The organism is Staphylococcus sp. GDX8P114P-2 (assembly GCF_017892945.1).
GTDB classification, from domain to species: domain Bacteria; phylum Bacillota; class Bacilli; order Staphylococcales; family Staphylococcaceae; genus Staphylococcus; species Staphylococcus arlettae.
This window is the reverse complement of sequence record NZ_JAESMB010000013.1, coordinates 70,569-94,934: the sequence shown is the minus strand read 5'-3', so window position 1 is coordinate 94,934 and position 24,366 is coordinate 70,569. Positions and strand designations below refer to the sequence as shown.

The following is a 24,366-nucleotide window of genomic DNA, read 5'->3' as shown; positions in this document are numbered from 1 at the left end:
TATGTTGAAAAAGAAAATATTAGGCCTTGATGTAGGCAGTAAAACAGTAGGAATTGCGATAAGTGATTTAATGGGATGGACAGCCCAAGGTTTAGATACACTCCAAATTAATGAAAGCGAAAATCAATTAGGCATTGATCAGCTTGTACAAATAGTAAAAAAAGAGAACGTTGGAACGATCGTTATAGGCTTACCAAAAAATATGAATAATTCTATTGGATTTCGAGGCGAAGCTTCGTTACAATACAAGGAACAGCTTCAAGAATCTCTTCCAACTGTAAAACTTATTATGTGGGATGAAAGATTAAGTACTATGGCTGCAGAGCGGTCATTACTTGAAGCCGATGTTTCTAGACAGAAAAGAAAAAAAGTAATTGATAAAATGGCCGCAGTGTTTATCTTGCAAGGTTATTTGGATTCAATTCAATAAAAAGGAGAAATTTAAGATGACTGAACATAACCAAGATGCAGAATTACAAATCAATAATGAAGAAGAGATGCTAACGCTATATGATGAAGAAGGTAACGAAGTACTTTATCGTAAAGTTTTAGAATTTTATCATCCAGAATTTAAAAAAGAATACGTAATCTTAGCAGAAGAAGGTGCAGAGTCAGACGACGATGATTTAATTGAATTAGTTCCAATGATTAATGAACCAGATGAAAATGGTGAAGGTGGTAAATTCTTGCCGGTTGAAACAGATGAAGAATGGAGCATGATTGAAGAAATTGTAAATACTGAAATGGACGATGATCATGATCACGATCACGAACATTAATTGATGCATCTAAAAACTACTTTCTCTAAAAGGAGAAAGTAGTTTCAGACTGTCGACAAAGTCCCGACTTTGTTGGCAGTTTTTTAATACACGCTTTCCGTGGGCACTGTCGATTCCTGTAATCTTTGGTTAGCGCAATTCTCACAGGAATCGGCATAAATTACTGCCAGTATTATACAAAGATTACTTGTTATCAAATCAATGAGACAAACAATTAAAGCAATAGAAACAAATATAGATTATGTACTGATTTTGTAACATGCTGACGCCCGGAGAAATAGTATGAGTGAGAGATTTCAGGCTCGAGCTATAACCCAAGCATGCACGGTCAAAATTGTAAAATTTTAAATATAAAAAGGTTTGGACGAATCAATGTTATCTCAGTCTCTTTAATTTAAAGAAAGTTAACATTAATTAGCGTTTCGTTGGGAATATACTTAAAATTCATTTTTAATTATGGTAAAATATATAAAGTTAAATTTATAGACACATATTGATGATCAACAATATGATTATCATCAAAAGATATTACATACTAATCAGTCTCAAAGAAAGACTGATTTATTTTTATGAGCTATGCTATGTATTTAAAAAAGGAAGTTATTGATGTGGATAAAAACCAAACATATTTATTAAATTTACACAAACAAACAGATAATGAGATAGAAAAATTAAGACCTTTCGCAGAAGAAAATCAAGTCCCAATTGTCGACAAATTATCATTAGATATGATTAAGCAGCTGATACGTGTCCATTGCCCTAAACATATCTTAGAAATTGGTACCGCAATCGGCTACAGTGCTATGCAATTTGCTTCGGTAAATGAACAAATACATGTTACTACAATTGAACGCGATGAGAAAATGCAACGACTGTCTAAACAACATGTGACTCAGTTTGGTTATGATGATCAAATAACACTTGTTCAAGGTGATGCGCTAGAGCAATTTGAAAATGTTAGTACACATAGTTATGATATGATATTTATTGATGCTGCTAAAGCACAATCTAAAAAGTTTTTTGAACTCTATAGCCCATTGTTAAACGAACAAGGAATGGTTATTACAGACAATGTTTTATACCATGGTTTTGTTGCTGATATTGATGTTGTAAGGTCACGTAATGTTAAACAAATGGTAAAAAAAGTTCAGCAATATAATGAGTGGTTAATGAATCATCCTGATTTTGTTACTAATTTTCTTAATATAGATGATGGCTTAGCAATCTCAATTAAAGGAGAATCAAAATGACAGAACTGTTAGTTACTCCAAAATCGATAAATCATATAACAACTTTGATAGCAAAAGGCGCTGATGCATTCGTTATCGGTGAACAGAAGTTTGGCTTAAGGTTAGCTGGAGAATTTAATAGAGATGCGATGAGAGAGGCTGTATCATTAATACATGACCATGGGAAAAAAGCCTATGCAGCCGTAAATGGTATTTTTCATAATTATCATTTAAATGCCTTAGAAGACTACATCAATTTTTTACACGACATAAATGTCGACCGTATTATCTTCGGCGATCCAGCAGTAATTATGTATGTGAAGCAACAAAATAATCCAATTACTTTACATTGGGATGCTGAAGCTCTTGTTACTAATTATTTCCAATGCAACTATTGGGGAAATAAAGGCGCATCGCGTGCAGTTTTAGCACGTGAATTAAGCTTAGAAGAAATTATAAACATCAAACAACATAGTGAAGTAGAAATAGAAGTACAAGTTCATGGTATGACGTGTATGTTTCAATCAAAACGTATGTTATTAGGTAATTATTACACTTTCCAAGAACGTCAAATGAAAATTGAGCGCAATAACACTAATAATACATTGCTATTATATGATGATGAACGTGATAATAAATATCCTGTTTATGAAGATTACAATGGTACTCATATTATGTCACCTAATGATATCTGCTTAATAGAAGAGTTAGATGCGTTGTTAGAACATGGTATTGATGCCTTAAAAATTGATGGTGTGTTACAATCAGAAGAATATATCAATATATGCACAGCCCAATATAGAGAAGCTATTGATTTGTATAATGAAGATCCAGAAATGTATGAAGATGAAAAATTTATGCTTGTTGATCCTATAGAAGCAATACAACCTGAACATCGCCCATTTGATGAAGGCTTCTTATATAAACAAACGGTATATTAGGAGGCTTAAACATGAAAACAACAGCTGAAATAGCATTACAGCAAACAACAATTAAAAAACCCGAATTACTTGCACCAGCTGGTAATTTAGAAAAGTTGAAAATTGCGGTACATTATGGCGCTGATGCAGTGTTTTTAGGTGGCCAAGAATATGGTTTGCGATCAAATGCTGATAATTTTACAATGGCAGAAATCAAAGAAGGTGTAGAATTCGCCCACAAATATGGAGCTAAAATTTACATTACAACTAATATCATTGCACATGATGAGAACATGGAAGGTTTAGACCAATATTTAATCGATTTAGAGGCTACAGGTGCTACTGGCATAATTGTAGCAGATCCGTTAATTATTGAAACTTGTAAACGAGTAGCACCAAAATTAGAAATACATTTATCTACTCAACAATCATTATCCAATTATAAAGCAGTAGAGTTTTGGAAAAATGAAGGTTTAGATAGAGTGGTGCTAGCTAGGGAAACAGGTGCCATGGAGATGCAAGAAATGAAAGATAAGGTTGATATTGAAATAGAAGCTTTTATTCATGGTGCGATGTGTATTGCATATTCCGGTCGTTGTACGTTAAGTAACCATATGACAGCTAGAGATTCAAATCGTGGAGGGTGTTGTCAAAGTTGTCGTTGGGATTATGATTTATTAGAGGTTGATACATCTGGAGAACTTGATTTGTTGTATGATAATGAACAGGTTACACCATTTGCTATGAGTCCCAAAGATTTAAAATTGATAGAATCAATACCCAACATGATGAATATCGGCGTAGATTCATTAAAAATAGAAGGCCGTATGAAATCAATGCATTACATAGCAACTGTGGTTTCAGTATATCGTAAAGTTATAGATGCTTATGCTGCAGATCCAGACAATTTTAAAATCCAGCCCGAATGGTTAATCGAATTAGATAAATGTGCTAATAGAGACACTGCACCAGCATTTTTTGAAGGCACTCCTGGATATGAAGAGCAGATGTTTGGTGATCAAGACCGTAAGAAAACAACATATGACTTTTGTGGTTTGGTACTTGATTATGATGTTAATAGTCAGATTGCAACTATTCAACAACGCAATTATTTTAAACCTGGTCAAGAAATAGAATTTTTCGGCCCTGAAATTGAAACCTTCAAACAAGTAGTGACACACATTTACGATGAAGAAGGTAATGAATTAGATGCAGCAAGACACCCATTGCAAATTATTCAAATAAAAGTAGATCGTCCTATTTATACGCACAACATGATGAGAAAGGAAATTCGCTGATGACAAGTACGACCATAATAGGTATTGCCGGTGGCTCAGGTTCTGGCAAAACCACAGTTACAAATGAAATTATGAAAAATTTAGAAGGTCATAGTGTTGCACTTTTAGCTCAAGACTATTATTATAAGGATCAATCCCATTTATCATTTGAAGAAAGATTAGAAACAAATTATGATCATCCTTTTGCGTTTGACAATGATTTGCTAATCGAGAATTTAATTGACTTGAGAAATGGTAAAACTGTAGAAGTGCCTACATATGATTATAAAAATCATACGAGAAGTAGCGAAACAATTGCATTTGCACCAAAAGATGTTATTATCGTAGAAGGTATATTTGCGCTGGAAAATAAAACATTAAGAGATTTAATGGATGTTAAAATTTATGTTGATACAGATGCAGACTTGCGTATATTAAGACGGTTATTGCGTGATACAGAAGAAAGAGGACGTACAATGGAATCTGTTGTTAACCAATATTTGAATGTTGTACGACCAATGCATAATCAATTTATTGAACCTACTAAAAAGTACGCAGATATAATTATTCCCGAAGGTGGAAGTAATAAAGTTGCAATCGACATTATGACTACAAAAATCCAGACTTTAGTTAGTAAACAATAGTATTATAAAGGTAAAGGAAGATGACATTATGGAAAATCAAAAGCAATATCCAATGACCCAAGAAGGTTATGACAAATTAGAAAATGAATTAGAAACATTAAAGACAGTTAAAAGACCAGAAGTAGTAGAAAAAATTAAAGTTGCACGTTCTTTTGGGGACTTATCTGAGAACTCAGAGTACGATGCAGCTAAAGATGAACAAGGTTTCATTGAACAAGATATTTTACGTATTGAAAATATGTTACGTAATGCTTTGATCATTGAAGATACAGGTGATAACAATCAAGTTCAAATTGGTAAAACAGTTACATTTGTAGAATTACCTGGTGATGAAGAAGAAAGTTACCAAATTGTAGGTTCAGCAGAAGCAGATGCATTTAACGGTAAAATCTCTAATGAATCACCAATGGCTAAAAGTTTAATTGGTAAAAAATTAGATGATGAAGTTCGTGTGGCATTACCTAATGGTGGCGAAATTAATGTTAAAATTGTAAATATTAAGTAAAAATAATGTAAAATTATAATAATACCCTGAAAACTTCACTGTTTTTAGGGTATTTTTGTGCAAAAAATGTAAAATTATATATGTACGGAATTGTTGTGATTTGTTAAATTGGTTTAGATAATAATTTAAAAAGAATTAGATTATTGTGCGACACTGTAATTATTAAACCTAAGAATATTAAACTATTAAATGGTTTTTGCTATTTAATTGATATATCAATTAAATAGTAAACAAAATAGAAAGTAAATGATATAATACAAAGGTATGACTGTAATTATCTGATAATTATAATAACTCAAGGGGGGGGGTTTATTATTGGAAACGAAAATTCTAAATGAACAAACTATTATTTATTATTTTCAAAATGAAATAAATCCAGAAATTTTTCAACATGTACAAGTAGCGACAGAGTATATTAAGCAACAAGATATTCCAGCAATTTTAGAAGTTATTCCTTCATATCGTGCTATCATGCTTACAATTGATATAACGAAGGATAAACCACAAAACATTATCAATCAGTTGCAACTCGATACGTTAAATCTAAATAATACTGAAGTTAATCAGCCAAAAAGAATTATTAATATTCCAGTGTGTTATGGAGGGGATTATGGTCCTGATTTGGAAGAAGTGGCTGCCGTACATAACCTATCTACAACACAAGTGATTGATTTACATACTAAAGAAGACTATTTGATATACTTACTTGGCTTTATGCCAGGCTTTCCATTTTTAGGTGGTTTAAGTTCTCAATTGCATACACCAAGAAGATCAGAACCGCGTACACAAATTCCAGCAGGTTCTGTAGGGATAGCTAATAATCAAACAGGGTTGTATCCTAAATCTTCACCCGGAGGATGGCAAATCATAGGACAAACACCAATTGAAGTTTTTAATATCGAACGACAACCCATGTGCTTGTATCAGCCAGGTGATTATATTCATTTTTATAGTATAACTACTGAAGAGTTTCAGCACATTGTCGAACAACAAAGCGCAGGTAATTATAACTACGAAGGGTTGGTGACATTAACTGATGAGTATTAAAATATTAAAGTCTGGACTCTTTTCAACGATACAAGATTTAGGTAGGTTTGGATTTCAGGATCAAGGATTTTCTATAGCTGGTGCAATGGATGAATATGCGTTCACTTTAGGTCAAAAGTTAATTGGAAATGAAGGACCTGCTATTGAATGTACATTAATTGGACCAACGATCGAATTTATGAGTGATAATACTATTGTAATAACAGGGGGTTGTTTTAATGCTAAATTAAATGATGTGAAAATTGCACATCAGACTGTTGTTGCAGTAAAAAAAGGTGACGTGCTTTCTTGCAATCAAGTATTACGAGGTGCTAGAGGGTATATTCTATTCGGTCGACCTTTAGCAATATCACAAATAGCTGGAAGCTATTCAACGCATACTAGAAGTAATATTGGTGGTTATAAAGGGCGTAAATTGAAAAAGAATGATGTCATTAACACAAAACAATGTAACCGCTATCAAGAACGTATAGGTTACTGCTATGAGGATGAAATCGTAAATTATGATGCGACGACAATACATATTGTAGAAGGACCACAATTCGAAGCATTTTCATCAACTGCGATTACAGATTTAGTAAGTACTGAATTTACTATTTCTGAAAATGCAGATCGTATGGGTTATCGTTTAAATGGTACAACCATTCAACCGCAACAATCAGCGGACATTATTTCTGAACCAGTAGCCTTGGGTAGTATTCAAGTTCCAAATGATGGTAATCCAATTATTTTATTAAATGATAAACAAACTGTAGGCGGTTATACCAAAATAGCTAATGTGTGTCAAAGTGATTTATCAATATTAGCGCACAAAAAACCTGGTGATAAATTAAATTTTCAATGGATTTCTATTAAAGAGGCTACTGACAAATTGATTGAACAAAAACAAAAATTTGCAGAAATACTAACATCTATTGATGAGCAACCACAATTTGATTTAACTCAAATGCGCAGAACTGCTACTAAAATCAATACATTATTAAAAGGGGAATTATAATGAAATTAGATCAAATAGAACAATTAATTAAACTTGTAAAAGAAAATGACGTTAAGAACTTCAAATATAAAGACCATTCCAGTGAAGTGGAAATCGACTTTACGTCACCACAACAAACAACAGGGACGCAGTATGCAACGATTGCTAATGAGGCGAATGACAACACTCAAGCAGCTACTCAAAATAATTCAACTGCAAGTCAAACAATTACAGCACCTATGGTTGGAACATTTTTCTTACAAGATGAAAAAGAACTTACTAATCCTTTAATACAAGTTGGTGACGAAGTTAAAAAAGGTGATGTCGTAGGTTATATAGAAGCTATGAAAGTTTTGAATGAAGTAACAAGTGAGGTAGAAGGTAAAATTTCAGAAATCACTGTCGAACATGGTGATAATGTAGAATACAATCAAGTTATTATCAAAGTGGATTAATTAACTTCTAGAAAAGGGGGCATTTGTGATGCATCGATGTTTAGTCGCAAATAGAGGCGAAATTGCAGTACGCATTATTCGTGCATGTCGAGAATTAGGTATAGAAACAGTGGCAGTTTATGCTGTAGGAGATGAGCAAAGTTTACATGTTAGTCTCGCTGATCAAGCAGTATGTATTGGAGAAGCAAACGCTTTAGATAGTTATTTGAATCAAGATAGAATTATTAGTGCAGCACAAATTACTGAGTCGACTGCAATTCATCCAGGCTATGGTTTCTTATCTGAAAGTCCTTCATTTGCGGATAAAGTAGAACAAAATGGCTTATATTTTATAGGACCAACTAAAGAAACAATGGAGTTGATGGGGGATAAAATTACAGCAAGACAAACTGTTGACGCAGCTAAAGTCCCAATTATACCAGGATCTAAAGGCGCTGTAGAATCACTTTCAGAAGTTGAAACGATTGCCTCAGATATTGGTTACCCACTCGTGTTAAAAGCCGCAAGTGGTGGTGGCGGTAAAGGGATTAGGATTGTTAAATCTAGAGATATGTTAGAAAAGTCTTTTAAAGAAGCTAAAAGTGAAGGTAAAAAGTATTTTGATGACGATCGTATTTATGTAGAAGCATTTATTCCTGTTGCAAAGCATGTAGAAGTACAAATTGTGGGAGATGGGGAGCAAAATTATGTACATTTAGGCGAACGTGATTGTTCTGTACAAAGAAAAAATCAAAAATTAATTGAAGAATCACCATGTGCAGCATTAAGTGATAAACGACGCCAACAAATATGTAATGATGCAGTAGCTGTGGCGCGAGCAGCTAATTATCGAAGTGCTGGTACAATAGAATTCTTGGTAACAGCAGATGATTATTATTTCATTGAAATGAATGCCAGAATTCAGGTTGAACATACAGTTACTGAAATGCGTACCGACACTGATTTGTTACAAACACAACTATATTTAATGCAATATAATAAATTGCCGTTCACTCAAGAAGATATTCGATTTAGTGGTCATGTAATAGAGGCACGTATTAATGCCGAAAATCCTGAACAAGGATTTCAACCTTCACCAGGGACAGTACAAGCATTACATTTACCTCAAGGCTTTAATGTGCGTGTAGATTCTTTACTTTATCAAGGTTATACTGTATCACCGCATTATGATTCTTTAGTAGCCAAAGTTATTATAAAAGCCGATAACAGATCATTGGCGATATCTAAACTTAAAGTTACATTAGATGAAATGGTAATAGATGGTTTTACTACAACAGCAGATTTTTTATATGCAGTTTTATCTTATCCTACATATGCGAATGGAAATGCTGAAGACGTTGATATTAAGTTTTTAGATAGACACCAAATTATAGGAGGTAGAAATTCATGAAAGTAGATTTAAATTGTGATTTAGGGGAATCATTTGGTAATTATACAATAGGTAATGACAATAATATTATACCAGTTATTACTTCAGCTAATATTGCTTGTGGTTTTCATGCAGGTGATGAAAATGTTATGTATCAAACGATTAAACTAGCAAAAGAAAATAATATAGGTATAGGAGCGCATCCGGGTTTACCAGATTTACAAGGATTTGGTAGACGTAATATGGATTTATCACTTTCAGAAATCTATAATTTAGTAGTTTATCAATTAGGTGCTTTATCTGCATTTTGTCAAACGCAGAATGTTAAATTGAACCATGTTAAACCTCATGGCGCGTTATACCAAATGGGGGCAAGAGATAGTGAAATTGCGCAAGCCATTGCACAAGCTGTATATGATGTAGATAATACGTTAATCTTTGTTGGGTTATCAAATACATTATTAATTTCAGAAGCTCAAAAAATTGGTTTACAAACTGCATCTGAAGTCTTTGCTGATCGCCGTTATGAGGAAAGTGGTCAACTTGTAAGTCGAAAAGAAAGTGATGCACTCATAACTGATACAAATGAAGCAATTGAACAAGTATTAAATATGGTGAAAAATCAAAAGGTAATTGCTAAAACTGGTAAGGAAATAGATATTCAAGCAGATACTATTTGTGTACATGGTGATGGTCAGAATGCTTTAGATTTTGTTACGCAAATCCGAGAAAAGTTATCAAATGAAGGTATTTTGATAACTAAATTAGGGGGATAATTTATGGGAGAAAAATTAAAAAATGGTGAAACTGATGGCCAATTTACAAAAAATCATAAAAGACTGTTATTAGGTTCAGTCTTTTTAATGGCGACATCAGCTATTGGACCAGCCTTTCTAACACAAACTGCAGTATTTACTGCACAATTTGCTGCTAGCTTTGCTTTTGCCATTTTATTGTCGATATTAATTGATATCGGAGCACAAATTAACATTTGGCGAGTACTTATAGTAACTGGAAAAAGGGGTCAAGAGGTAGCCAATGATATAGTCAGTGGACTAGGCACATTTATATCCATTTTAATTGCCATAGGTGGGTTAGCATTTAATATAGGTAATATTGCTGGTGCTGGTTTAGGACTAAACGCCATTTTTGGCTTAGATGTTAAGGTTGGAGCTGCAATTACTGCAATATTATCTATTACTATTTTCCTAAGTCGTAGTGGCCAAAAAATTATGGATGTAGTCACGATGTTTTTAGGTGTGCTTATGATAATTGTAGTGGCAATCGTAATGGTTAAAGCCAATCCACCTTATGGATATGCATTAACGCATATGATTGTACCTGAAAATCCATTGGCATTAGTGTTACCGATTATTACACTGGTAGGAGGAACTGTAGGTGGTTACATTACTTTCGCTGGGGCACATAGAATATTAGATTCTGGTATTAAAGGAAAAGCCTTTTTACCGTTTGTGAACAAAGCTGCAGTGGCCGGTATCTTAACTACTGGAGTACTAAGAACACTTCTATTTTTAGGTGTATTAGGTGTGGTTGTCACTGGTGTAACGCTTAGTTCAGAAAATCCTCCTGCATCAGTTTTTGAACACGTGCTAGGGCCAATAGGGAAAAATATTTTTGGTGTAGTATTGTTTGCTGCAGCCATGTCATCAGTTATTGGTTCAGCGTATACGAGTTCAACATTTTTAAAAACTTTACACAAATCATTATATACAAAGAGTAATTTAATGGTTATTCTATTTATTGTTGTATCAACTATTATTTTCCTATTCTTAGGTAAGCCAGTAACATTATTAATTGTTGCAGGCGCGTTAAATGGTTTAATTTTACCAATTACACTCGGTACAATTTTAATTGCGAGTAAGCGTAAATCAATTGTTGGTGATTATAAACACCCTACGTGGATGCTTGTTTTCGGTATTATCGCAGTTATTGTAACGGTGGTAACAGGTATTTACTCATTACAAAGTTTAAGCACGCTGTTTGGAATGTAAAGTTAGGATCAATATATGTATAAGCGTAAATTCAACACCGACTATTTGTTGAATTTACGCTTTTCTTATTTACACCATTACTAAAATGATAATAGTACATAAATATTATCTATAGCCGATTAAATGAAAATAACTTGTTGGCAGTTTTTTGTGTACACTTTCCGCAGCCACTGACTTAGCCTGTAGTTTTTGCTAGTGGTCTTCCCGTAGGAGTCGCTTCAATTCACTGCTAATGTTAAACTGAAAAATTATAATATATAAATTAAACAAAGGCGGTGTTTGTCATATTAAATAAATCAACTGACAAAATAAAAGATGTTTAGCTTATTAGTTGATGGGTATTAACTAGTAGACAATAATTTTATACTTTCATTTTGTGCGAACGTCATTCAAAATACAGAATGGCGTTTTTATTTGCTATTATTAAATTGCAATAAAATATTAGGATATACGTATATATTTGCAGTGTATTACTTGGAGATTATGTATTTCAAATCTTTGTATCGAGCATTCAAATGAAATGTGATAAAATAGCAAAGGCTATGAATTTACAATGAGGTGACTTATAATGATAGGTATAATTGGCGCAATGGAAGAAGAAGTTGCGATATTAAAAAATAACTTAGTGAACTTAAGTGAGATAACTGTAGGTCACGTGAAATTTTATAAAGGTTTATTAAACAATAAGGAAGTAGTTTTGTCTCAAAGTGGTATAGGTAAAGTGAACGTTGCAATTTCTACTACTTTATTGATTGAAAAGTTTCATCCGGACATGATTATCAATACTGGTTCAGCTGGAGCATTAGATGAACATTTATCAGTAGGTGATGTTGTAGTTAGTAGTGATGTTGCATATCATGATGCAGATGCAACTGCTTTTGGTTACGAGTTTGGACAAATTCCACAAATGCCATTAACGTTTACTGCTGATGACAGGCTGTTGACACTTGCAGAGAATGCTATTAACGCTATTCAACATACTGCTAAGACCGGATTAATAGTTAGTGGTGATAGTTTTATTGGTTCTACTACACAAAAACAAAAAATAAAACAACAATTTCCAGAAGCGTTGGCTGTAGAAATGGAAGCCACAGCAATTGCTCAAACTTGTTATCAATTTAACGTACCTTTCATTATTACACGTGCTATATCAGATTTAGCAAATGGTGATGCAGGTATTTCATTTGATGAATTTTTAAAAACTGCTGCTGTATCGTCAAGTAATATGGTAGAATGTTTGATTAAATCAATTTAATAATAAAGGTGAATTTAATTATGGGGATATTTAAAAAGTATTTTATGCCAAACGAATATGTAAAATCAATTTTTCAAATTGATATTGCAAAATTAGCTGAAAGTGGCGTAAAAGGTATTATAACTGACTTAGATAATACACTAGTAGGTTGGGATGTTGAAGAACCAACTGAAGAGGTAAAGGCATGGTTTCAAAAAGCAAAAAAGCATGGTATCACGGTAACAATCGTATCTAACAATAATGAACGTCGTGTAGCTGAATTTGCCAAACCATTAGAAGTAGACTGTATTTTTAAAGCTCGTAAACCAAGAGGTAAAGCATTTAATCGTGCTACTAAACAAATGGCATTACAACCAGATGAAGTTGTAGTGATTGGTGATCAAATGTTGACTGATGTATTCGGAGGCAAACGACGTGGCTTATTTACAATAATGGTAGTACCTGTTAAACAAACAGATGGATTTGTAACTAAATTTAACCGCATTATTGAACGTAGATTATTACAACATTTCAGAAAAAAAGGATACATTACATGGGAGGAAAATTGATTGAGTGAATTAGACGAACTTAAATGTATAGGTTGTGGCGCACCATTGCAATCTGACAATCCAGAAGCGGCAGGCTATGTCCCAGAACATAATTTATTTCGAGAAGATGTTATTTGTAAACGTTGTTTCCGATTGAAAAATTATAACGAAGTGCAAGATGTCGGTATGAATAGTGATGATTTCCTAAACTTATTAAATGGCTTAGCAGATAAAAAAGGCATTATTGTTAATGTTGTCGATGTTTTTGATTTTGAAGGTTCATTTATCAATGCGCTAAAACGCATTGTTGGTAATAAAAAAGTTATACTAGTAGCAAACAAATTAGATTTATTACCTAAACAAATTAATAAGCGTCGAGTGACAGAATGGTTAAAGAAAACAGCACGAAAATATGGACTTGAAGCGGAAACAGTTGTTCTAATATCGGCTGAGAAAGGCTGGGGTATTGACGATTTAATGCAGGCTATTGAGTCACATCGTAATCAACAAGATGTTTATATCGTGGGCACTACAAATGTAGGTAAATCTACATTGATAAATAAATTAATTGAACAAAGTGTCGGTGAAAAGGATACAGTAACAACATCTCGTTTCCCAGGTACAACGCTTGATATGATTGATATACCACTGGATGAAACTTCATTTATGTTTGATACGCCAGGTATTATACAAGAACATCAAATGACACATTTTGTTAGTGATAAAGAATTAAAAACAATAATGCCTAAAAATGAAGTAAAACAACGTGTTTATCAATTAAATGAAGGACAAACACTATTTTTTGGTGGGTTGGCACGTATTGACTATGTTGTTGGTGGTAAACGACCATTAATTTGTTATTTTTCCAATAATTTAAAAATCCATAGAACTAAAACAGAAAAGGCGAACGACTTATGGAGAAATCAACTAGGTTCAGTACTAACACCACCAAGTGATCCGACACAATTTGATTTGGATAATGTTAAAGCCGTTAGATTAGAAACTGGTAAAGAAAAACGTGATGTAATGATTGCTGGTCTAGGTTTTATTACTATAGATGCTGGTGCTAAAGTTATTGTGAGAGTACCTAAAAATGTAGATGTGATATTAAGAAATTCAATAATGTAAGGTGTGATTAACATTGAAGTTTGCAGTAATTGGAAGTCCTATCGAACACTCATTATCACCTGTAATGCATAATGCCAATTTTAAGGCGGTTGGTGATCAACACACTTACGATGCATTACGCATTGATCCTCAGCACTTTCATTCAATCAAAGAAATAATTAAGGAACAGGGTTTAGATGGCTTTAATGTTACAATTCCGCATAAAGAAAGTATTCTTCCTTATTTAGATGAAATTGATGAACAAGCCGAAACGGTGGGTGCAGTTAATACCGTGTTAATCCAAGACGATAAATGGATTGGCTATAATACAGATGGTATCGGTTATGTAAAATCTTTAAAAGAGGTTTATCCCGATTTAGAAAATGCATATATTTTAATTTTAGGGGCAGGTGGCGCAAGTAAAGGCATTACAAATGAATTAATAAAATACGTCAATCCTAAAATTACAGTTGCTAATAGAACATTATCCCGCTTTGATCATTGGAATTTAGATGTCAATACTGCCTCATTAGTAGATGTTGAACCAGTGTTGTCAGAGTTTGATATAATTATCAATACAACACCTGCAGGTATGGATGATAATTTAGAATTACCTATTCATTTAGATTATTTATCACCACAAACACTTGTGAGTGATATTGTTTATGTGCCGTTTAAAACGCCTATTCTAGCTGCTGCCGAACAAAAAGGAAACCCAATTCATAATGGTTTAGATATGTTTGTGTATCAAGGAGCAGAAAGCTACAAAATATGGACACAACAACAACCAAATTATGATGTTATGAGAAGTACAGTACTAAATTATTTATAAAGGAGCATATCTATGCTAACTGGAAAACAAAAAAGATTTTTAAGAAGTAAAGCACATAATATTGATCCAACGTTTCAAATTGGTAAAGCAGGTGTTAACGACAATATGGTCGCACAAATTGCTGAACTGTTAGAAAAACGTGAATTAATAAAAGTTCATATTTTACAAAATAACTTTGAAGATAAAAATGATTTAGCACAAGAGCTTAGTGATGCTACAGGTAGCCAAATTGTCCAAGTCATTGGGTCTATGATTGTTCTTTATAAAGAATCTGAAGAAAACAAGCAAATCAATCTACCATAATGACACAATCAATTGTGATTTATGGTGGACAATTTAACCCAATTCATCTTGGTCATATGATAGTTGCTAGCGAAGTGTATGCACATATTAAACCTGCTAAATTTTATTTTATTCCTAGTTTTATGTCTCCATTAAAAAGCCATAATGACTATTTAGATGCATCATTGCGAACAAAAATGATTAAACTTGCCATCGAAGACTTAGGTTTTGGTGAAATTTGTTATGATGAAATAGAACGTCAAGGTCAAAGTTATACTTACGATACTATTATGGAAATTAAAAAGAACCATCCGTTAAGTAAACTTTATGTAGTAATTGGCACAGATCAATACGAACAACTAAATAAATGGTATAAAATAGATGAATTAAAATTATATATAACCTTTATTATTGTAAATAGAGATACATCAACACAAGAAGTCGCGTCTGACATGGTTGCACTAAATATCCCACGTGTAGATATTAGTTCAACCATGATTAGAAACCGCGTCAAAGATAACCAGTCAATTAAAATGCTAGTATCTAATAGTGTTGAGCGTTTTATCAGAGGGGAAGGATTGTATGAAAATTGAACAAGCAGTTGCATTAATTAAAGACAAATTACCAGAAAAACGAGTGACTCATTCACTCAATGTTGCTGAGACAGCTGTAAAATTAGCTGAAATTTATGATGGCGATGCCCAAAAAGCTGAGCTTGCCGGAGTATTACATGATTATTGTAAGTATGATGATTTAGGTACAATGTATCAAATTGTCACATCACGTGGTTTAGATAGTAATTTATTAAGCTATGGTGTTGAAATTTTACATGGCCCTGTAGCAGCTTTAATCATGCAAGAAACATTTGGTATAGACGACGAAGAAGTGCTACTAGCTATTAAAAATCACACAACTGGCAGAGCTCAGATGACTAAAACAGAAAAATTAGTATTTATTGCTGATTATATCGAACCAGGTAGACAGACCCCAGGCGTTGAAGAAATTAGAGAATTAGCATACAATCAAGGTAGCTTAGATAAAACCATTTATGAAATTTCTAAGCGTACAGTGTTATATTTAATCAGTAAAGATATTAATGTTTATGACGCTACCATTGCATGCTTGAATTATTACAATTATAGTGACGAAAGAGTAAAGGATGATTAAATGAATTCAAATCAATTATTAAACATTGCTGTCGAAGCAACAGAAAACAAAAAAGCAGAAGATATTATTTCAATTAACATGAAAGAAATTAGTGATATGACTGATTATTTCGTAGTCTGCCACGGAAATAATGAAAGACAAGTGCAATCAATAGCTAAAGCCGTTAAAGATAGCGCACAAGAAGCTGAAATTGAAGTGAAACGCATGGAGGGCTATAACGAAGCAAGATGGGTCCTTATCGATTTAGCAGATGTTGTTGTTCATATTTTCCATAAAGATGAGCGTGATTATTATAATGTTGAGAAATTGTATCGAGATGCTCCTATCGAAACGTACAGACAGGCTGTTTATTAATTATGGTCCAATACGAGGAATTGAGTTTATTTTATGATCAATTAACATTTGATCAACCCTATGAGTCTTGGCTAGCAATAGTCAATCAATTTTCTAATGATAAGCAATCAATTCTAGATATTGGTTGTGGAACGGGTAGTTTAACAAGCTTATTAACTGAATTTGATCAAGTCACTGGTATGGATTTGAGTATCGATATGTTAAGTTTAGCCTCATCAAAATCACAAAGTGTAAATTGGATAGAAGGTGATATGACCGATTTTAATTTAAATCAGTCATTCAGCGTCATTTCAATATTTTGTGACTCATTAAATTATTTAACTAGTAAGGCAGAAGTCCAATCTACTTTTGAACACGTTTATCAACATTTATCACCTGATGGTGTGTTTATGTTTGACGTTCATACCATTTATAAAATGCAAACGCTTTTCAATAACCAAAGTTATATTAATGAAACAGCAGATGTGTTTTTAGGATGGGACGCAGTAGTAGGAGAAGAACCTTACAGTGTATGGCATGATATGACGTTTTTTGTGAGCCAAACAAATGGCGTTTATAAGAGGTTTGATGAATCACATTATCAACGTTCTTTTGAAGAAGCTGAATATCGACATTTATTACAAGCTGCAGGCTTCACAAATATATCGACATTCGTAGATTTTGATACAACGAATCACAGTGAAGAAGGCTACAGACTATTTTTCATTGTTCGTAAATAAAGTAAAATCACTCCTTTGTACGTGTATTGTATAAAGGAGTGATTTTATATGTTAAAACGATTTGAACAACTGAAGTTGTGGATTATCGATAGAATAATTTATGTCGTAGGTGCATTTTTATTATGTTTTTTTATTGGTGTGTTGTTAGTTAAAGTATATTCCACACCATCGCAATCAAAAGAAGTTGTTCATCCTTCGCATATTAATGATAAGGCTAAAGAAGTTAAGTCAAATTCTGCTGTCTCTAATTCAAAAGGAAATGAGTTTATTTATGTTGATATAAAAGGATCCGTTGAAAAGCCTAATGTCTATAAAATGAGATCTTCTGATAGAGTAAAGCAGTTATTAGAAAAAGCAGTGCCGACAACGGATGCTGATTTGAATCAAATTAACCTTGCCGAAAAATTAATAGATCAAAAATTAATCATTATTCCTCGAAAAGGGGAAATAACAACAAATATAGCTACACAGTTTAAGACAGATAAAAGCAATCAACAACAAGTAAATCTCAATACTGCAACCGAAGAAGAATTGAAAAATGTCAATGGTATTGGACCGGCTAAAGCACAAGCTATTATTGAATATCGAACTAATAATGGTCCTTTTGAGAGTGTTGAACAATTAAAAGAAATCAGAGGCATTGGTGACAAAACATTCGAAAGATTACAAAGCGAATTTACCGTTTAATAATGTTGCATAATTAAGGTATACAAATTAATCTATAATTAATGATAAATTATACATATAAATTGGAGGCGCTCAAATAATGGAACGAATCAAATGGGAAGAGTATTTCATGGCACAAAGTCAATTATTAGCATTACGTTCTACGTGCGAAAGATTATCGGTAGGTGCAACAATTGTTAAAGATAATAGAATTATTGCAGGTGGCTATAATGGTTCTGTGGCAGGGGAAGTACATTGCATTGATGAAGGATGCTTAATAGAAGATGGTCATTGTATTAGAACAATTCATGCTGAAATGAATGCTTTGTTGCAATGTGCCAAACAAGGTGTGTCGTCAGCAGGAGCAACTATTTATGTCACACATTTTCCTTGTCTCAATTGTACAAAATCAATTATTCAAGCTGGCATCACAACAATTTATTATGCTGAAGATTATCATAATCATCATTACGCTATACAACTTCTTGAACAAGAGGGTATTGAGTATAAAAAAATACCATTTAATCAACAACATGTGGCTCAATACTTATTGAATAACTAATTTTATGCTTTATGTTGCCGTTAGTTTTTTAATAGGTATAATGTGGCTACATATTAAAAGCTTAGCGATATTTCTTTTTCTATTGTCTCTATTTATACTCTATCGAAAAAAGCAACATCTTTTTGTATATATTGTTGTACTAATAATGCCTATTATTAGTGCAACTTATTATACTTCTTATCTCCATAATAATAACCTCGAAACACAAACACTTTTAGCACACCCAGAAATCAAACAACATGGAACTTTCATTTCCTTTAAATCACATCATAATCATAAAGTAGTTGGAACAATACAACTTAATAATCAACATTTTTCATTTCATCATTACAATTACGGTCAACAAAAGCAGCAGAAAATAGATTTAACGCACTTCAACTGCCATATTAAAGGATATTTTCATACTAGCAAAGCTAACGATGTAGTTGTTATAGTCAAACAAATTGACGTTAAATCATGCCATAAAGATACTACCAAACTGCCTAACATTTTTAACACGCATAAAAACTTTATTTATAATCAAATGGAAAAGTATGGTGGAAAAGAGTATGGTCGTGTTTTAGCACTACTTTTTGGAGATGTACATTTATTATCAGTAGACCAACTTGAAGATGTTAAAAGAATAGGAATTTACCATTTGCTAGCAGTCAGTGGTTCTCATATTGTTAGCATTATAATTATCATTCAAATGACATGTACAGCGTTGCGCATACCTATACCTGTTATAAAGTGTTTATTATGTATTGCATTACCGTGCTATGCCTTTTATGTTGATTTCGTACCAAGCGCATTACGTGCAATTATATCAGCTTTATTAATTATACTGCTGCCTCGAAAAATACTACAACATCCTATTGATATTTTAGCAACTACCTTTTTAATTGTTTTATTATTATTTCCCGCATATATTTACGATATAGGATTTCAATTCTCATTTTTAATTACATTATTTATATTACTTGGTAAGCCACTAATAGCTAAAGATTATCCATTACGTACATTTTGGCATCTTAATATTATTACGTTTTTAGGAGCTTTTATCATTAGTGCTGTGCATTTTAATGAAATTCAATGGGTGGGGTTAATTGCCAACTTATTTTTTATTCCATTTTATACATTTCTATTATTTCCATTAGCAATAGTATGTTTTTTATTAAGTCATATTACGCATGCATTATATTTAATTAAACATATTATGCAATTGTTCTTTTGGTTACATGATTTACTAGTAAATTTATTGTTGCCATTAAGTCATTGGCAATGGTATATTCCGAAATTAACTCATATTGAATTAGTATTTGTGTTTATTAGTGTCTTAACAATTTTTATGTTTTATGTAATGAAATGGTATCTCAAATGTGCTATTGTCTGTTTGAGTTTGACATTAATTATAGCGCTACTCCCATTTGACCATCTAGCTAGGTTTACATTATTTGATGTTGGTAATGGAGATGCCATGCTTTTTGAAACACCACAGCATCGTACTGTAATGATTGATACCGGTGGAAAGTTGATGCCATCAAATAAAGATTATCGTGGCAGTATAACTAAATATAAAATATTACCGGCTTTAAAACAAAGAAATATTCATCAGTTAGACTATTTAATTATTACGCATCCTCATTTAGATCATATGGGTGAATTTAAATATTTAGCCTCTATGGTAAAAATAAAATCACTTATTATCAATCCTTCTTCATATCAGTCAGTACAATATAGCAATATATTTACAATCGCTAAACTTCATAATATTTCAATTATAGATAGCACGACAATTACACATATAGATTTGGATGAATGTAGCATACAATTATTAGATGCAGCTATTATAACTTCGGATGATAAAAATGAACATTCTATTATTACGTTGATAAACTATAAACAGTATCAATTGCTCTTAATGGCAGATGCTACAATTCGCAATGAACAATTATTATTACAACGTTATAACTTAAAAAATATCGATGTATTAAAAGTTGGTCACCATGGTAGTATAACTAGTAGTAGTGGTGAATTTATAGCGTCCATAAAACCTAAAATTAGCGTTATATCGGCAAGTAAGAATAATAGATACCAATTTCCAGCATCACAAGTAGTATCAAGGCTTGCCAAGTCATCTGACAAGATTTATAATACCGCGCAACACGGTGCAATTACTATTGTGTTTGACGCACAAATGAAAACTTCTGTGGAAAAATCATAGTGATATATAGAGAGTCGGATATACAAATGCTATAATAAATATTGTTTGTCGTTTTGAAAGGATGCTAAGAATGAGCGAAAATATTATTACAATTTATGGCGAAGTACCTGAATTGATAGAGAAAAAAACGAATGAAATTGTAGCTGATTATTTAGAAATGCCGAAAGATGAATTCAATTTCGTGAAATTTAATTTATATGAAACGGATTTGTCGACAATAATTGAGGAATCATTAACTTTACCGTTTCTTTCGGATAAAAAGGTAGTGTTAGTACAAAACGCGTATGTTTTTACTGGAGAAAAAGCACCTAAAGATGTTAATCATAATACAACACAACTACTTGAATTTATTGAAAAATATGACGGTGAGACGCTTATTATTTTTGAGGTTTATCATTCGAAATTGGATGAGCGAAAAAAATTAGTGAAAAAATTAAAAGAGCAGACTCAATTGAAAAAAATAGAACAAATGTCTGAAGAAGAAATAAAACAATGGATTAAACAAACGCTTAATCAAAATTACAAAGATATTAAACAAGATGCATTAAACTTATTTATTGAGCTTACTGGTGTGAATTTTAATATAGTAAAACAAGAATTAGGTAAATTAGAATTGTTTTTAGGAGATAGGCCTACAATTAATAAACAGGATGTATTACAAATTGTAAATAGAAGCTTAGAACAAAATGTGTTTTTGTTAACAGAATATATCCAACAAAACAAGAAGACTAAAGCTGTTCAGTTAGTAAAAGATCTAATTGTAATGAAAGAAGAACCTATTAAACTATTAGCCTTAATTACAAGTAATTATCGCTTATATTATCAAAGTAAAATATTAAGTCAAAAAGGTTATAGTGGACAACAAATTGCTAAAACAATAAATGTACATCCATACCGAGTAAAACTGGCATTGAATCATGCGCGTCAGTACAGTATCGATCAATTATTAAATATTGTAGATAGTTGTGCAGAAACAGATTATAAATTGAAATCATCATATATGGATAAGCAGTTAATTCTAGAATTGTTTATTTTGTCATTATAAATAAAAAAAAGTTCAAGCAAAGGCTTGAACTTTTTTATTATTTAGCAGCTGTCATTAATGATGATTTAATACGGTCAGCTTTGTTTGAGTGGATTAAGTTGCGTTGTGCAGCTTTATCTACTTTTTTTACAGCTAAACTTACTAATTCAGCTTTGTTATCAGCATTATTGTTGATTGCTGATTTAGCTTTTTTTACAGCTGAACGCATTTCAGTTTTTTGTGAATTATTACGATCTTCAGCAACTTGTGTAGTATTAACACGTTTGATTGCAGATTTGATGTTTGCCATGTGTGTCACCTCCTAAAAGTGATCTTCGCTATCAAAATTAATTTTGATTACAACAAAAGATATTTTATCAAATCAATGCGCTTTCTGCAATCATTTATTTAAGCTAGATTGCATGATTACTTAATTTGAAAATAATATTTGGCATGTTGTCCGAATATCTTTATAATGAATATGTTACAGATAAAGTCGAAAAAAGTATATAGCTTTTGATAAGTTTGCAATAATAGATTAAAAACGTTATTATATCAAAGATATGTTACATATTTACGGGCTAGAATTATGAAAGTGAGACTGATAAAACATGGATAAACAAGAACGATTGAATAGACGACAATATATACGAAACTTTTCAATTATTGCACATATAGACCATGGGAAATCTACATTAGCTGACAGAATACTTGAAAACACTAAATCCGTGGAAACACGTGATATGCAACATCAGTTATTAGATTCTATGGATTTAGAACGAGAACGTGGAATAACAATTAAATTAAATGCTGTACGCCTAAAATATGAGGCTAAAGACGGTGAAGTATATACATTTCATTTAATAGATACACCGGGGCATGTCGACTTTACTTATGAAGTGTCTAGATCTCTAGCGGCATGTGAAGGTGCTATTCTTGTCGTAGATTCAGCACAAGGTATCGAAGCACAAACATTAGCTAATGTTTACTTAGCACTCGATAATGATTTGGAATTATTACCTGTAGTTAATAAAATTGATTTACCTGCAGCTGAACCAGAACGTGTAAAACAAGAATTAGAAGACGTTATTGGTATAGATCAATCAGATGTAGTCTTAGCAAGTGCCAAATCAAATATTGGTATCGAAGAAATTTTGGAACAAATTGTCGAAACAGTGCCGCCGCCAGAAGGTGATCCAGAAGCACCGTTGAAGGCTTTGATATTTGATTCTGAATACGATCCTTATAGAGGTGTTGTTTCTTCTATACGTATAGTAGAAGGCGTAGTTAAGCCTGGTGACCGTATTAAAATGATGGCTACAGGAAAAACATTTGAAGTGTCTGAAGTAGGTATCAATACTCCTAAACAACTACCTATAGACGAGTTAACAGTAGGTGATGTTGGTTATATTATTGCGAGTATTAAAAATGTCGACGATTCTCGTGTAGGTGATACGATAACGCATGCAGAACGTCCAGCCGATAATCCTTTACAAGGTTATAAAAAGATGAACCCGATGGTCTATTGTGGTTTATTCCCGATTGATAATAAAAACTACAATGATTTAAGAGAAGCATTAGAAAAACTACAACTGAATGATGCATCACTTGAATTTGAGCCGGAATCATCACAAGCATTAGGCTTTGGCTATCGTACAGGATTTTTAGGGATGTTACATATGGAAATTATTCAAGAACGAATTGAACGTGAATTCGGTATTGAATTAATTGCTACTGCACCTTCTGTTATATATCAATGTATTTTGAAAAACGGAGAAGAAGTGACAGTAGATAATCCAGCGCAAATGCCTGAAAGAGATCAAATTGATACAGTCTATGAACCTTTTGTTAAAGCGACAATGATGGTGCCGAATGACTATGTAGGTTCAGTAATGGAATTATGTCAACGTAAACGTGGCCAATTCGTTAATATGGATTATTTAGATGATATTCGTGTGAATATAGTATACGAAATTCCATTAGCAGAAGTAGTGTTTGATTTCTTTGATCAACTTAAATCAAATACAAAAGGTTATGCTTCTTTTGACTATGAGTTTATAGACAATAAAGAGAGTGACCTAGTGAAAATGGATATCTTGCTTAATGGAGAAAAAGTTGATGCTTTAAGCTTTATTGTGCATAAAGATTTCGCCTATGAACGTGGTAAGGCATTAGTTGAAAAACTAAAAACTTTAATCCCACGTCAACAATTCGAAGTTCCAGTACAAGCTGCAATAGGTCAAAAAATTGTTGCCAGAACTAATATTAAATCTATGGGTAAAAATGTTTTATCTAAATGTTACGGCGGAGATATCAGTCGTAAACGTAAATTGTTAGAAAAACAAAAAGCCGGTAAAGCTAAAATGAAAGCTGTTGGTAATGTTGAAATACCTCAAGACGCGTTCTTAGCAGTGTTGAAAATGGATGAAGATTAACAATAATTATTTGGGGTTTA

The 24,366-nt window shown here is 32.5% G+C and carries 28 protein-coding genes; 27 read left to right on the top strand and 1 reads right to left on the bottom strand.

The window, feature by feature from the left end; translation table 11 throughout:
- Position 1: 1 nt before the first annotated feature.
- The 26 genes from ruvX to holA all read left to right on the top strand — a co-directional run bounded on the left by ruvX (position 2) and on the right by holA (position 21,932).
- Entirely contained in the window at positions 2-430 is a 429-nt protein-coding gene (gene ruvX, locus KA845_RS07100; RefSeq protein WP_103387851.1) for a Holliday junction resolvase RuvX, read from the top strand.
- A gap of 16 nt (positions 431-446) precedes the next feature.
- A complete protein-coding gene (locus tag KA845_RS07095; RefSeq protein ID WP_002510468.1) occupies positions 447-779 on the top strand; it encodes a DUF1292 domain-containing protein in 333 nt (110 codons plus the stop codon).
- Between the two features lie 608 nt (positions 780-1,387).
- Positions 1,388-2,029, top strand: a complete 642-nt coding sequence (locus KA845_RS07090) for an O-methyltransferase (protein ID WP_002510469.1) — start codon at positions 1,388-1,390, stop codon at positions 2,027-2,029.
- Complete coding sequence (locus KA845_RS07085; protein WP_103387852.1) at positions 2,026-2,949, top strand: peptidase U32 family protein; 924 nt, start codon at positions 2,026-2,028, stop codon at positions 2,947-2,949. The genes KA845_RS07090 and KA845_RS07085 overlap by 4 nt, the downstream gene beginning before the upstream one ends.
- 11 nt (positions 2,950-2,960) lie before the next feature.
- Positions 2,961-4,226, top strand: a complete 1,266-nt coding sequence (locus KA845_RS07080) for a peptidase U32 family protein (protein WP_002510471.1) — start codon at positions 2,961-2,963, stop codon at positions 4,224-4,226.
- Positions 4,226-4,849 (top strand): uridine kinase, encoded by a 624-nt coding sequence (gene udk, locus KA845_RS07075; protein ID WP_002510472.1) that lies wholly within the window; start codon positions 4,226-4,228, stop codon positions 4,847-4,849. Before KA845_RS07080 ends, udk begins: the two co-directional genes overlap by 1 nt.
- Before the next feature lie 28 nt (positions 4,850-4,877).
- Positions 4,878-5,354 carry a transcription elongation factor GreA gene (gene greA, locus KA845_RS07070; protein ID WP_002510473.1) on the top strand — a complete coding sequence of 159 codons (477 nt, stop codon included), beginning with the start codon at positions 4,878-4,880 and terminating at the stop codon, positions 5,352-5,354.
- A gap of 315 nt (positions 5,355-5,669) precedes the next feature.
- Positions 5,670-6,401 carry a 5-oxoprolinase subunit PxpB gene (gene pxpB, locus KA845_RS07065; protein WP_103387853.1) on the top strand — a complete coding sequence of 244 codons (732 nt, stop codon included), beginning with the start codon at positions 5,670-5,672 and terminating at the stop codon, positions 6,399-6,401.
- Entirely contained in the window at positions 6,391-7,398 is a 1,008-nt protein-coding gene (locus tag KA845_RS07060; RefSeq protein WP_210127884.1) for a 5-oxoprolinase subunit C family protein, read from the top strand. Before pxpB ends, KA845_RS07060 begins: the two co-directional genes overlap by 11 nt.
- On the top strand, positions 7,398-7,832 hold the full coding sequence (locus tag KA845_RS07055; RefSeq protein WP_021459907.1) for an acetyl-CoA carboxylase biotin carboxyl carrier protein: 435 nt from the start codon (positions 7,398-7,400) through the stop codon (positions 7,830-7,832). Before KA845_RS07060 ends, KA845_RS07055 begins: the two co-directional genes overlap by 1 nt.
- Before the next feature lie 28 nt (positions 7,833-7,860).
- Positions 7,861-9,222, top strand: a complete 1,362-nt coding sequence (locus KA845_RS07050; protein ID WP_021459908.1) for an acetyl-CoA carboxylase biotin carboxylase subunit — start codon at positions 7,861-7,863, stop codon at positions 9,220-9,222.
- Entirely contained in the window at positions 9,219-9,977 is a 759-nt protein-coding gene (pxpA, locus tag KA845_RS07045; RefSeq protein ID WP_167867877.1) for a 5-oxoprolinase subunit PxpA, read from the top strand. Before KA845_RS07050 ends, pxpA begins: the two co-directional genes overlap by 4 nt.
- A 3-nt stretch (positions 9,978-9,980) precedes the next feature.
- On the top strand, positions 9,981-11,213 hold the full coding sequence (locus tag KA845_RS07040; RefSeq protein ID WP_167867878.1) for an NRAMP family divalent metal transporter: 1,233 nt from the start codon (positions 9,981-9,983) through the stop codon (positions 11,211-11,213).
- 568 nt (positions 11,214-11,781) lie between these two features.
- A complete protein-coding gene (gene mtnN, locus KA845_RS07035) occupies positions 11,782-12,468 on the top strand; it encodes a 5'-methylthioadenosine/S-adenosylhomocysteine nucleosidase (protein ID WP_002510480.1) in 687 nt (228 codons plus the stop codon).
- A 20-nt stretch (positions 12,469-12,488) separates the two neighbouring features.
- Positions 12,489-13,016: a YqeG family HAD IIIA-type phosphatase gene (locus KA845_RS07030; RefSeq protein ID WP_002510481.1), complete on the top strand. Its 528-nt coding sequence runs from the start codon at positions 12,489-12,491 to the stop codon at positions 13,014-13,016.
- Positions 13,017-14,123: a ribosome biogenesis GTPase YqeH gene (gene yqeH / locus KA845_RS07025; protein ID WP_103387857.1), complete on the top strand. Its 1,107-nt coding sequence runs from the start codon at positions 13,017-13,019 to the stop codon at positions 14,121-14,123. It begins immediately after the preceding gene.
- Between the two features lie 13 nt (positions 14,124-14,136).
- Positions 14,137-14,934 (top strand): shikimate dehydrogenase, encoded by a 798-nt coding sequence (aroE, locus tag KA845_RS07020; RefSeq protein ID WP_002510483.1) that lies wholly within the window; start codon positions 14,137-14,139, stop codon positions 14,932-14,934.
- Positions 14,935-14,946: 12 nt separating this feature from the next.
- Positions 14,947-15,237, top strand: a complete 291-nt coding sequence (yhbY, locus tag KA845_RS07015) for a ribosome assembly RNA-binding protein YhbY (protein WP_002510484.1) — start codon at positions 14,947-14,949, stop codon at positions 15,235-15,237.
- A complete protein-coding gene (gene nadD, locus KA845_RS07010; RefSeq protein ID WP_002510485.1) occupies positions 15,237-15,809 on the top strand; it encodes a nicotinate (nicotinamide) nucleotide adenylyltransferase in 573 nt (190 codons plus the stop codon). Before yhbY ends, nadD begins: the two co-directional genes overlap by 1 nt.
- The gene (gene yqeK / locus KA845_RS07005; RefSeq protein ID WP_002510486.1) at positions 15,799-16,383 is read left to right on the top strand and encodes a bis(5'-nucleosyl)-tetraphosphatase (symmetrical) YqeK; all 585 of its coding nucleotides are present in this window, start codon (positions 15,799-15,801) and stop codon (positions 16,381-16,383) included. Before nadD ends, yqeK begins: the two co-directional genes overlap by 11 nt.
- Positions 16,384-16,737, top strand: a complete 354-nt coding sequence (gene rsfS, locus KA845_RS07000; protein WP_103387858.1) for a ribosome silencing factor — start codon at positions 16,384-16,386, stop codon at positions 16,735-16,737. It begins immediately after the preceding gene.
- Between the two features lie 2 nt (positions 16,738-16,739).
- Positions 16,740-17,456 (top strand): class I SAM-dependent DNA methyltransferase, encoded by a 717-nt coding sequence (locus KA845_RS06995; protein WP_021459914.1) that lies wholly within the window; start codon positions 16,740-16,742, stop codon positions 17,454-17,456.
- A gap of 48 nt (positions 17,457-17,504) precedes the next feature.
- Positions 17,505-18,143, top strand: a complete 639-nt coding sequence (locus KA845_RS06990) for a helix-hairpin-helix domain-containing protein (protein ID WP_021459915.1) — start codon at positions 17,505-17,507, stop codon at positions 18,141-18,143.
- A gap of 79 nt (positions 18,144-18,222) precedes the next feature.
- Positions 18,223-18,684, top strand: coding sequence for a ComE operon protein 2 (locus KA845_RS06985; RefSeq protein WP_002510490.1), 462 nt, complete (start codon positions 18,223-18,225; stop codon positions 18,682-18,684).
- Between the two features lie 145 nt (positions 18,685-18,829).
- On the top strand, positions 18,830-20,887 hold the full coding sequence (locus tag KA845_RS06980; RefSeq protein ID WP_002510491.1) for a DNA internalization-related competence protein ComEC/Rec2: 2,058 nt from the start codon (positions 18,830-18,832) through the stop codon (positions 20,885-20,887).
- Positions 20,888-20,957: 70 nt separating this feature from the next.
- On the top strand, positions 20,958-21,932 hold the full coding sequence (gene holA, locus KA845_RS06975) for a DNA polymerase III subunit delta (RefSeq protein ID WP_002510492.1): 975 nt from the start codon (positions 20,958-20,960) through the stop codon (positions 21,930-21,932).
- A 37-nt stretch (positions 21,933-21,969) separates the two neighbouring features.
- Here the strand turns inward: holA and rpsT are convergent, their stop codons facing one another.
- Positions 21,970-22,221, bottom strand: coding sequence for a 30S ribosomal protein S20 (gene rpsT, locus KA845_RS06970; RefSeq protein WP_002510493.1), 252 nt, complete (start codon positions 22,219-22,221; stop codon positions 21,970-21,972).
- A gap of 301 nt (positions 22,222-22,522) precedes the next feature.
- On the opposite strand from rpsT, the gene lepA reads away from it, so the two are divergent.
- Positions 22,523-24,346, top strand: coding sequence for a translation elongation factor 4 (gene lepA / locus KA845_RS06965; protein WP_021459916.1), 1,824 nt, complete (start codon positions 22,523-22,525; stop codon positions 24,344-24,346).
- Positions 24,347-24,366: the final 20 nt, after the last annotated feature.

Excerpts from the sequence above, each read along its gene's own strand:
- holA (WP_002510492.1), top strand. The coding sequence starts at position 20,958 with ATGAGCGAAAATATTATTACAATTTATGGCGAAGTACCTGAATTGATA.
- KA845_RS06980 (WP_002510491.1), top strand. The coding sequence starts at position 18,830 with ATGCCTATTATTAGTGCAACTTATTATACTTCTTATCTCCATAATAAT.
- yqeK (WP_002510486.1), top strand. The coding sequence starts at position 15,799 with ATGAAAATTGAACAAGCAGTTGCATTAATTAAAGACAAATTACCAGAA.
- udk (WP_002510472.1), top strand. The coding sequence starts at position 4,226 with ATGACAAGTACGACCATAATAGGTATTGCCGGTGGCTCAGGTTCTGGC.
- KA845_RS07050 (WP_021459908.1), top strand. The coding sequence starts at position 7,861 with ATGCATCGATGTTTAGTCGCAAATAGAGGCGAAATTGCAGTACGCATT.
- KA845_RS07080 (WP_002510471.1), top strand. The coding sequence starts at position 2,961 with ATGAAAACAACAGCTGAAATAGCATTACAGCAAACAACAATTAAAAAA.
- KA845_RS07095 (WP_002510468.1), top strand. The coding sequence starts at position 447 with ATGACTGAACATAACCAAGATGCAGAATTACAAATCAATAATGAAGAA.
- KA845_RS06985 (WP_002510490.1), top strand. The coding sequence starts at position 18,223 with ATGGAACGAATCAAATGGGAAGAGTATTTCATGGCACAAAGTCAATTA.
- lepA (WP_021459916.1), top strand. The coding sequence starts at position 22,523 with ATGGATAAACAAGAACGATTGAATAGACGACAATATATACGAAACTTT.
- KA845_RS07040 (WP_167867878.1), top strand. The coding sequence starts at position 9,981 with ATGGGAGAAAAATTAAAAAATGGTGAAACTGATGGCCAATTTACAAAA.
- KA845_RS07030 (WP_002510481.1), top strand. The coding sequence starts at position 12,489 with ATGGGGATATTTAAAAAGTATTTTATGCCAAACGAATATGTAAAATCA.
- rpsT (WP_002510493.1), bottom strand. The coding sequence starts at position 22,221 with ATGGCAAACATCAAATCTGCAATCAAACGTGTTAATACTACACAAGTT.
- KA845_RS07055 (WP_021459907.1), top strand. The coding sequence starts at position 7,398 with ATGAAATTAGATCAAATAGAACAATTAATTAAACTTGTAAAAGAAAAT.
- yhbY (WP_002510484.1), top strand. The coding sequence starts at position 14,947 with ATGCTAACTGGAAAACAAAAAAGATTTTTAAGAAGTAAAGCACATAAT.
- greA (WP_002510473.1), top strand. The coding sequence starts at position 4,878 with ATGGAAAATCAAAAGCAATATCCAATGACCCAAGAAGGTTATGACAAA.
- nadD (WP_002510485.1), top strand. The coding sequence starts at position 15,237 with ATGACACAATCAATTGTGATTTATGGTGGACAATTTAACCCAATTCAT.
- KA845_RS07085 (WP_103387852.1), top strand. The coding sequence starts at position 2,026 with ATGACAGAACTGTTAGTTACTCCAAAATCGATAAATCATATAACAACT.
- KA845_RS06990 (WP_021459915.1), top strand. The coding sequence starts at position 17,505 with ATGTTAAAACGATTTGAACAACTGAAGTTGTGGATTATCGATAGAATA.
- ruvX (WP_103387851.1), top strand. The coding sequence starts at position 2 with ATGTTGAAAAAGAAAATATTAGGCCTTGATGTAGGCAGTAAAACAGTA.
- pxpA (WP_167867877.1), top strand. The coding sequence starts at position 9,219 with ATGAAAGTAGATTTAAATTGTGATTTAGGGGAATCATTTGGTAATTAT.
- KA845_RS06995 (WP_021459914.1), top strand. The coding sequence starts at position 16,740 with ATGGTCCAATACGAGGAATTGAGTTTATTTTATGATCAATTAACATTT.
- KA845_RS07060 (WP_210127884.1), top strand. The coding sequence starts at position 6,391 with ATGAGTATTAAAATATTAAAGTCTGGACTCTTTTCAACGATACAAGAT.
- mtnN (WP_002510480.1), top strand. The coding sequence starts at position 11,782 with ATGATAGGTATAATTGGCGCAATGGAAGAAGAAGTTGCGATATTAAAA.
- rsfS (WP_103387858.1), top strand. The coding sequence starts at position 16,384 with ATGAATTCAAATCAATTATTAAACATTGCTGTCGAAGCAACAGAAAAC.